8 protein-coding genes and 1 pseudogene are annotated in these 7923 nt (G+C 29.7%); 8 read left to right on the top strand and 1 reads right to left on the bottom strand.

The genetic code is table 11. From position 1 onward, the window contains the following. Positions 1 to 11 precede the first annotated feature (11 nt). Positions 12 to 1355, bottom strand: coding sequence for a serine hydrolase domain-containing protein (locus tag QM495_RS00305; RefSeq protein ID WP_408670107.1), 1344 nt, complete (start codon positions 1353 to 1355; stop codon positions 12 to 14). 104 nt (positions 1356 to 1459) lie between these two features. On the opposite strand from QM495_RS00305, the gene QM495_RS00300 reads away from it, so the two are divergent. The 8 genes and pseudogenes from QM495_RS00300 to QM495_RS00265 form a co-directional block, all read left to right on the top strand. Next, entirely contained in the window at positions 1460 to 2074 is a 615-nt protein-coding gene (locus tag QM495_RS00300) for a TetR/AcrR family transcriptional regulator (protein WP_408670106.1), read from the top strand. Next, positions 2075 to 3331, top strand: coding sequence for a TolC family protein (locus QM495_RS00295; RefSeq protein ID WP_408670105.1), 1257 nt, complete (start codon positions 2075 to 2077; stop codon positions 3329 to 3331). A 10-nt stretch (positions 3332 to 3341) separates the two neighbouring features. Continuing rightward, positions 3342 to 4238, top strand: a complete 897-nt coding sequence (locus QM495_RS00290) for an HlyD family secretion protein (RefSeq protein WP_408670104.1) — start codon at positions 3342 to 3344, stop codon at positions 4236 to 4238. 33 nt (positions 4239 to 4271) lie between these two features. Continuing rightward, positions 4272 to 4748 carry a hypothetical protein gene (locus QM495_RS00285; protein WP_408670103.1) on the top strand — a complete coding sequence of 159 codons (477 nt, stop codon included), beginning with the start codon at positions 4272 to 4274 and terminating at the stop codon, positions 4746 to 4748. 26 nt (positions 4749 to 4774) lie between these two features. Continuing rightward, on the top strand, positions 4775 to 5677 hold the full coding sequence (locus QM495_RS00280) for an ABC transporter ATP-binding protein (protein ID WP_408670102.1): 903 nt from the start codon (positions 4775 to 4777) through the stop codon (positions 5675 to 5677). 216 nt (positions 5678 to 5893) lie between these two features. Beyond that, entirely contained in the window at positions 5894 to 6622 is a 729-nt protein-coding gene (locus QM495_RS00275) for an ABC transporter ATP-binding protein (RefSeq protein WP_408670101.1), read from the top strand. Next, the gene (locus QM495_RS00270) at positions 6619 to 7725 is read left to right on the top strand and encodes an ABC transporter permease (RefSeq protein WP_408670100.1); all 1107 of its coding nucleotides are present in this window, start codon (positions 6619 to 6621) and stop codon (positions 7723 to 7725) included. Before QM495_RS00275 ends, QM495_RS00270 begins: the two co-directional genes overlap by 4 nt. Beyond that, a pseudogene (locus tag QM495_RS00265) lies at positions 7725 to 7923 on the top strand (ABC transporter permease); the annotation flags it as partial. The gene QM495_RS00270 and the pseudogene QM495_RS00265, both read left to right, overlap by 1 nt.

Here is a 7923-nt window from a genome sequence, read left to right as displayed (position 1 = left end):
TCTAACAACTTTCACTTTATTGATAATAAAACCGCACTTAAAAATACATCAAAATTAAAATCAGAATTTTCAGTTAAACCCATTCTAACAATTACCAACTCTTTTGAAGGTATTATAAAAACCCGTTGCCCTTGATATCCGTTACACGAAAATAAATCTTTTGGAACATTTGGATATACGCCTCCAGCATTTAACCAAAAGTGAGCTCCATATTGGCCGTTTGAACCATTTGTTGGGGTTGCAGAATAATCAACCCATGCTTCATTTAAAATTTGTTCTCCATTCCAATTTCCTTTATGCAAATACAACAAACCAAACTTTGCCCAATCTCTTGGCGTTGCCCAACCATAAGATGAACCTACGTAATTACCATTTAAATCGGTTTCAATTACCATAGAACTCATTCCTATTTTATCAATTAACTCACGATACCAAAAATCTAAATATTCTTGATGCGTTTTAAATTGATTTCTAATAAATCCCGATAATAAATTGGTAGTTCCTGAGGAATAATTCCAACTGTTATTTGGTGCTGCAATTAATGGTTTTTTTAATTGTGATGAAGTCATATCTTTATCTAAAAATAACATTTTAGTAACGTCAGACATCGTGTTGTAATTTTCATCCCATTCTAAGCCACTATTCATATGAAGCAAGTCATTTAAGGTAATTTTTGAACGTCCATCATTTTCCCATTCTGGAAACAAATTTATTTGTTGGACATTAATTTTTCCTTGCTTTTCCAATATTCCTAAAACTGCACTTGTAATACTTTTAGTCATAGACCAGCCCAAAATTTTTGAATTTTTATCAAACCCTTCCACATATTTTTCAGCAATTAGTTGCCCTTTATACAAAACCACAACAGCTCTTGTTTTTTTTACATACTCTTCACTCACATCAAACGCATTGGAAACAGCTACATCTAACTCTTTATAATTTATAGTATTAAAAATGGTATCTATTGGCTCACTATTCCCATAAGGATATGGTAAATTACTACTGTTTTTTATGCGATTTGGAATTAAAAATTGCTGTGTCTCATCAAAATCTGTATCAACTAAAATACTTCCTAATCCTTCTTTGTAAATAGCTTTTCTTTTCATAAAACCATACACTGAAGCTGATGCAGATTTATCTTCATAATCAACTTCATCTTTAGCAATATCTATTGGTGAAAAATTATTGTCCTGCGCATCTGTGATTTCCAAACTTCTTTTAGCTAAAAATACAGAAGAACTCATGTTTTTTGCTGAATATCCTGAAATTATATTTAAACGAGGGTAATTTATATAAACCACATAAATTAGCACTAAAACTACTATAGACAGGCTATATTTAATTATTTTTTTCATTCTATTTCATTTTGAATTGGCTGTAAAAATAGCATTTATTTTGTCAGTTTAAAAAAAGTTATTACATTTGTTAACCATTTGGTTAAACTATTTAGTTAATTTTAATGAATAAAACAAAAAATACAACTACAGAATCTACCATTTTAGATGCCGCAAAGCGAATTTTCCAACACAAAGGAATGGTTGGCGCTCGTATGCAAGAAATTGCAGATGAAGCAGGCATTAACAAAGCGTTGCTTCATTATTATTATAGAAGTAAACAATTACTTTTTGAAGCTGTTTTTAAAAAGGCTTTTTCTTTATTAGCACCTCAACTAAATGAAGTGATGAATTCAGATTCTTCTATCTGTGAAAAAATTAAAAACTTCAGTAGTAATTATATTTCATTTGTAATTAAACATCCGTATTTACCAAATTTTATTATTCAAGAACTAAATAGAAATCCAGAATTTGTGAAAAACTTAATGGGTGAAGAGCATTTTCCAAGTATTGAAAAATTTAAAATACAAGTAAACGAAAAAGTAAACGAAGGTAAAATTAGACCCATAAAAGCCGAACAATTATTTATTAATATTATGGCTCTTAATATATTTCCATTTATTGGAGCACCTTTATTAAAGGGCTTTATAAATGTAGACAACACTACTTATAAAAAATTAATGGAAGACAGAAAAACGGAAGTAGCTGACTTTATAACTAATGCTATAAAACTTACATAAATGAAAAAAATAGGCACAATTATACTACTATTGATAACATTTAGTTCTTTTGGACAAGAAAAATTAAATTTAGAAACGTGTTATTCTTTGGTAAACAAAAATTACCCACTTGCCAAGCAAAACGAAATGTTGGTAAGACAAAACACATTAGACAAAGAAATTATTAAAACCGGGAAGTTACCTAAATTAGATTTTGATGCGCAAGCAACTTACCAATCTGATGTTATAGAATTACCTCTAAGTATTCCTGGTGTTACCATTACACCTCCAAACAAAGACCAATACAAAGCTACTGTTTCTGTAAATCAATTGGTGTATGATGGTGGACTCATTAATGCTTCAACAAAAGTAAAAGAAGTTACATTAAAAACACAACAAAAAACCATTGAGGTTAACTTGTACCAACTTAAAAAAGAAGTAAATCAACTCTATTTTTCTATTATTTTATTACAAGAAAAAAGGGCATTACTCGACGCTAAAAAAACACAGCTCGAAACGAAATTAAAAGAAGTTAAATCAGGTATAGAATTTGGTGTTTTACTACCAACATCAGATAAAGTTTTAGAAGCCGAGCTACTAAAAATTGATCAACAATATACAGAAATTGACCAAAGTAAAATTAGCTTAATAAAAACACTATCTTCTGTAATTGGTGAAGATATTTCTCTGAATGTATCTCTTGAAAGCCCAACAGTTTTATCAAGTGTTGGTACTGAAATTAAAAGACCCGAATTAGATTTGTTTCAATTACAAAAAGAGCAAATTAATGCTTCTGAACAACTTATAGCAAAGAAAAATACTCCAAAACTAATGGGGTTTGCTACAGGAGGTTATGGAAACCCTGGATTGAATATGTTAGACAATTCTTTTCAAGCATACTATATGGTAGGCTTAAAACTTAATTGGAATATTTTTGATTGGAATGCTCGAAAAAAAGAGCAAAAATCACTAAAAATAAATAAAGAAATTATAGACAATCAGCAAGAAATATTTACGCTAAATACCAATATTGAATTAGATCAACAACAAACTGAAATAGCTAAAATTACCTCATTTATTGAGTCTGATAAAACCATCATTGAACTCAGAGAAAAAATCTTAAAATCTGCTGCTTCTCAATTAAAAAATGGAGTTATCACATCTTCAGCATATATTACTGAACTTACAAATCTATACGAAGCTGAAAATAATTTAAGCACACATAAAATTGAATTACTATTAGCAAAAGCAAATTATAAAACAACTAAAGGAAACTAAATTCATACATATGAAAATTATTAAAACTATATTAGGGTCGTTGGTTATTGCAAGCACAATTATTTCATGCAATAACAATAACAATAAAGCAGATGGTTATGGAAATTTTGAAGCTACCGAAACTACCATTTCTGCCGAAGGCAATGGGAAATTATTACAATTTACCATTGATGAAGGTCAAACAATACAAAAAGGAACTGTTGTAGGTTTAATTGATACCATACAACTAGCGCTAAAAAAAGAGCAGTTAATAGCATCAAAACGAGGGATAAACTCAAAATCTAGAAATGTTTTATCACAGATAAATGTCTTAGAAGCTCAACTTAAAACAGCTAAAATATCTAAAAATAGGATTGAAAATTTATTAAAAAGCAATGCTGGGACACAGAAACAATTAGATGATATTAATGGACAAATTGATGTTATCAACCAGCAAATACAAAGTGTTAAAACTCAAAATGCACCTATTTTAAATGAAATTAAAAGTATCAATGCGCAAATTAAACAATTAGAAGATCAACTACAAAAAAGTATTATTACAAACCCTGTAAAAGGGACTGTTTTAGTAAAATATGCTGAACCTTATGAAATTACTTCATTTGGTAAGCCTTTATATAAAATCGCCGATTTAAATACAATGGAACTTCGTGTGTATATTAGTGAAACACAATTATCCTCTATTAAAATTGGACAAAAGGTAACTGTAAAAATTGATGCTGGTGAAGCCATGAAAAATTTTGATGGAATTATTACATGGATAGCTTCTGAAGCTGAATTTACACCTAAAATAATTCAAACAAAAGAAGAACGTGTTGCCTTAGTATATGCTGTAAAAGTAGATGTGGTAAACGATGGAAGTCTTAAAATTGGTATGCCTGCGGAAATGTGGATAAACAATATTCAATAACAATTAATTAAAAAAATCAAAAAACAATTCAACATGAAAAATTCATTCAAATTACTTTTAACAACCGCAATAATAGCAACTATAACTATTTCTTGCGGCGAAACAACTAAAAAGAAACAAGAGAAGCATAATTCTGAGAAGAAAGAAACTGTGGAAACAGTTGACAACCATGAAAATGGTGGTGAAATTCAATTAAATGAAGGGAAATTATGGCTAGCTAATTACGAAACTACTAAGGGAGTTTTAAATATGCAAAAACTATTAAATACCTTTTCTGGTGGAGAATCTCTAGAGGCTTATGCCACTTTAAAAAGTGATTTAGAAAAAGAATTTGGAACCATTATAACTGAATGTACAATGAAAGGTGAATCACACAACCAATTACACAACTTCTTAGTTCCTTTAAAAGAGTTGTTTAACGGTTTAGGTTCTTCAGATTTAGCAACTTGCAAAAAGAGTTTTGAAACATTAAATAAACATTTAGCTGCCTATTCAACCTATTTTGAATAAACAGAAAAAAGTTAAAAATATATAAATTGAGTATCTCTATACAACATATAAGTAAATCGTTTAAAGATGTAGCCGCTCTAAAAGATATTTCTTTTAACGTTAATGAAGGTGAGTTATTTGGGCTTATAGGCCCTGATGGTGCCGGTAAAACTACACTTTTTAGAGTTTTAACCACTCTTTTAATTGCTGATGAAGGATCTGCTGTAGTTGCTAATTACGATGTAATAACAAACTATAAGGACATTAGAAATAGCGTAGGCTATATGCCTGGTAAATTTTCGTTATATCAAGACTTAACCGTTGAAGAAAATCTTACATTTTTTGCAACTATTTTTGGGACTACCATTGAAGAAAACTACGATTTAATTAAGGATATATACGTTCAAATTGAACCTTTTAAAAATAGAAGAGCGGGCGATTTATCTGGAGGAATGAAGCAGAAATTAGCATTGAGTTGTGCACTAATTCACAAACCAAAAGTATTGTTTCTAGATGAACCAACAACGGGTGTTGATCCTGTTTCTAGAAAAGAATTTTGGGAAATGCTAAAACGTTTACAACAAAAAGGTATTACCATTTTAGTCTCAACACCATACATGGATGAAGCTGCATTATGTGATAGAATTGCACTGATTCAAGATGGGAAAATTTTACAAATTGATACTCCTGAAGAAATTGTAAAACACTATCCAAAACCTATTTACGATGTAGCGGCAAGCAATATGTACGAACTTATATTAAGTTTAAATGAGTACCAACACAATCACAGTGTATATCCATTTGGTGAATTTGTGCATTATACAGATAAAAGAACTGACTTTAAGTCGGAAGATTTATTAAACTATTTGGAAAGTAAAGGGCTGAAAAACATTGTTATTCAACCTACTAAAACAACTATTGAAGATACCTTTATGGAATTGGCAAGATAAAAGAATAAGATTTGTCATTCCTGCGTAGGCAGGAATCCATACGTTATAAAAAATTGATTACTGCCAAAGTTTATCTTGTGAGAAGACGAAAGGCAGAAATGACAAGATTGATTAAAAATATGTCACTTCGAGTGATTTTCGATAGAAAATTATATCGAGAAGTTCTCGATACTTCGGCAAAAGCCTCAACTCGAACTGACTGTTATAGAAATAAAAATGAAAGAAAAAAATGTTATACAAGTAAAAAATCTCACCAAAAAATTTGGTGATTTTACAGCTGTTAACAATATTACTTTTAAAGTAAAACAAGGAGAAATTTTTGGTTTTTTAGGAGCAAATGGCGCAGGAAAAACAACAGCAATGAAAATGCTTATTGGCATTTCAAAACCTACTTCAGGGGAAGCTCAAGTAGCTGATTTTGATGTGTATACCAATCCTGAAGATATTAAAAAAAACATTGGTTATATGAGTCAAAAATTTGCATTGTATGATGATTTAACTGTAAAAGAAAATATCACTTTTTTTGGAGGTATTTACGGTTTATCAAAAAAACAAATCAATGAAAAAAGAAAACAACTTGTCGAAGAATTAAATTTACAAAAAATTGTGAATGAACTCGTTGGTTCATTACCACTAGGATGGAAACAAAAACTATCCTTTTCTGTGGCGTTATTGCATGAACCAAAAGTAGTTTTTTTAGATGAGCCAACTGGAGGTGTAGATCCAATAACCCGACGACAATTTTGGGAAATGATATACAAAACAGCCAATCACGGAACAACTGTTTTTGTAACTACCCATTATATGGATGAAGCTGAATATTGTGACAGAGTTTCAATTATGGTAGATGGAAAAATTGAAGCTTTGGATACACCAAAAAACCTAAAACAACAATTTAACGTTGAAAACATGAATGATGTTTTCTTAAAATTGGCAAGAGGATGAAACGATTTATAGGCTTTATAAAAAAAGAATTTTACCATATTTTTAGAGATACACGTTCTTTGTTTATCCTCTTTGGAATGCCCATTGCTCAAGTAATGCTTTTTGGGTTTGCTATTACCAACGAAATTAACAATGTTAACATTGCTGTTTTTGATAAATCAAAAGATGCAACAACTCAAGAGATTATCAATAAAATAACAGCTTCAACATATTTTAGTAATCAACAATTTATTACAAATGAAGCTGAAATTGAATCCGTATTTAAAAAAGGAAATATTAAAGCTGTGTTGGTTTTTGAAAAAGATTTTAGTGAAAAATTAACTAAAGAAAATAAAGCTACTGTACAAATAATTACCGATGCAACAGATCCTAACACCGCCAATACGGTTAATAATTATGTAAGTTCAATTTTACAAAAATACCAACAAGAAACAAATAAAAATATAAAACCTGTTTACCAAATTACTCCTGAATCTAGAATGGTCTATAATGCTGAACTTAAAAGTGTTTTCATGTTTGTCCCTGGAGTAATGACCATTATTTTAATGCTAGTTTCAGCAATGATGACTTCTATTTCTATCACGCGTGAAAAAGAATTAGGGACTATGGAAATTTTATTGGTATCCCCCATAAAACCTTTCCAAGTTATTATTGGTAAAGTTGTGCCTTATATCTTTTTATCAGTAATAAATGCTATTGTAATTGTGTTACTCAGCATTTTTATATTTGGAATACCTGTTCAAGGAAGTTTATTTTTATTAGGTATTCAGAGTGTATTATTTATTATAAATGCACTTTCCTTAGGAATTTTAATTTCTACTATTTCTAAAACACAGCAAACCGCAATGATGATTTCTCTAATGGGCTTAATGCTTCCTGTAATTTTATTATCTGGATTTATTTTCCCTATTAGCAGTATGCCTGTTCCACTGCAAATAATTAGTCATGTGATACCTGCAAAGTGGTTTATTATTATTTTAAAAGGAATTATGCTGAAAGGTGTGGGAATAACAATTTTATGGAAAGAAACATTAATTTTAGTTGCAATGACCGTGTTTTTTATTGTTTTGAGTATTAAAAAGTATAAAATTAGATTGGAATAATGAAAACAATAGGATATATCATTCAAAAAGAGTTTAAGCAAATCTTTAGAAATAAAGCAATGCTTCCCCTAATTTTTGTATTGCCTTTAATACAATTAATTATTCTTTCAAATGCGGCAACATTTGAAATACAACATATTAAATTTTCATATATAGACCATGATAATACTTCTTTTTCAAGGGCGTTAATTGATAAAT

Origin of the sequence: Lutibacter sp. (assembly GCF_046055765.1) — a bacterium.
Lineage (GTDB): Bacteria > Bacteroidota > Bacteroidia > Flavobacteriales > Flavobacteriaceae > Lutibacter.
This window is presented reverse-complemented; position numbering and strand designations above follow the sequence as displayed.

What these genes read in the sequence shown, in the direction of transcription:
- QM495_RS00305 (WP_408670107.1), bottom strand. Translation starts at nt 1,355, where the DNA reads ATGAAAAAAATAATTAAATATAGCCTGTCTATAGTAGTTTTAGTGCTA.
- QM495_RS00300 (WP_408670106.1), top strand. Translation starts at nt 1,460, where the DNA reads ATGAATAAAACAAAAAATACAACTACAGAATCTACCATTTTAGATGCC.
- QM495_RS00285 (WP_408670103.1), top strand. Translation starts at nt 4,272, where the DNA reads ATGAAAAATTCATTCAAATTACTTTTAACAACCGCAATAATAGCAACT.
- QM495_RS00290 (WP_408670104.1), top strand. Translation starts at nt 3,342, where the DNA reads ATGAAAATTATTAAAACTATATTAGGGTCGTTGGTTATTGCAAGCACA.
- QM495_RS00270 (WP_408670100.1), top strand. Translation starts at nt 6,619, where the DNA reads ATGAAACGATTTATAGGCTTTATAAAAAAAGAATTTTACCATATTTTT.
- QM495_RS00295 (WP_408670105.1), top strand. Translation starts at nt 2,075, where the DNA reads ATGAAAAAAATAGGCACAATTATACTACTATTGATAACATTTAGTTCT.
- QM495_RS00275 (WP_408670101.1), top strand. Translation starts at nt 5,894, where the DNA reads ATGAAAGAAAAAAATGTTATACAAGTAAAAAATCTCACCAAAAAATTT.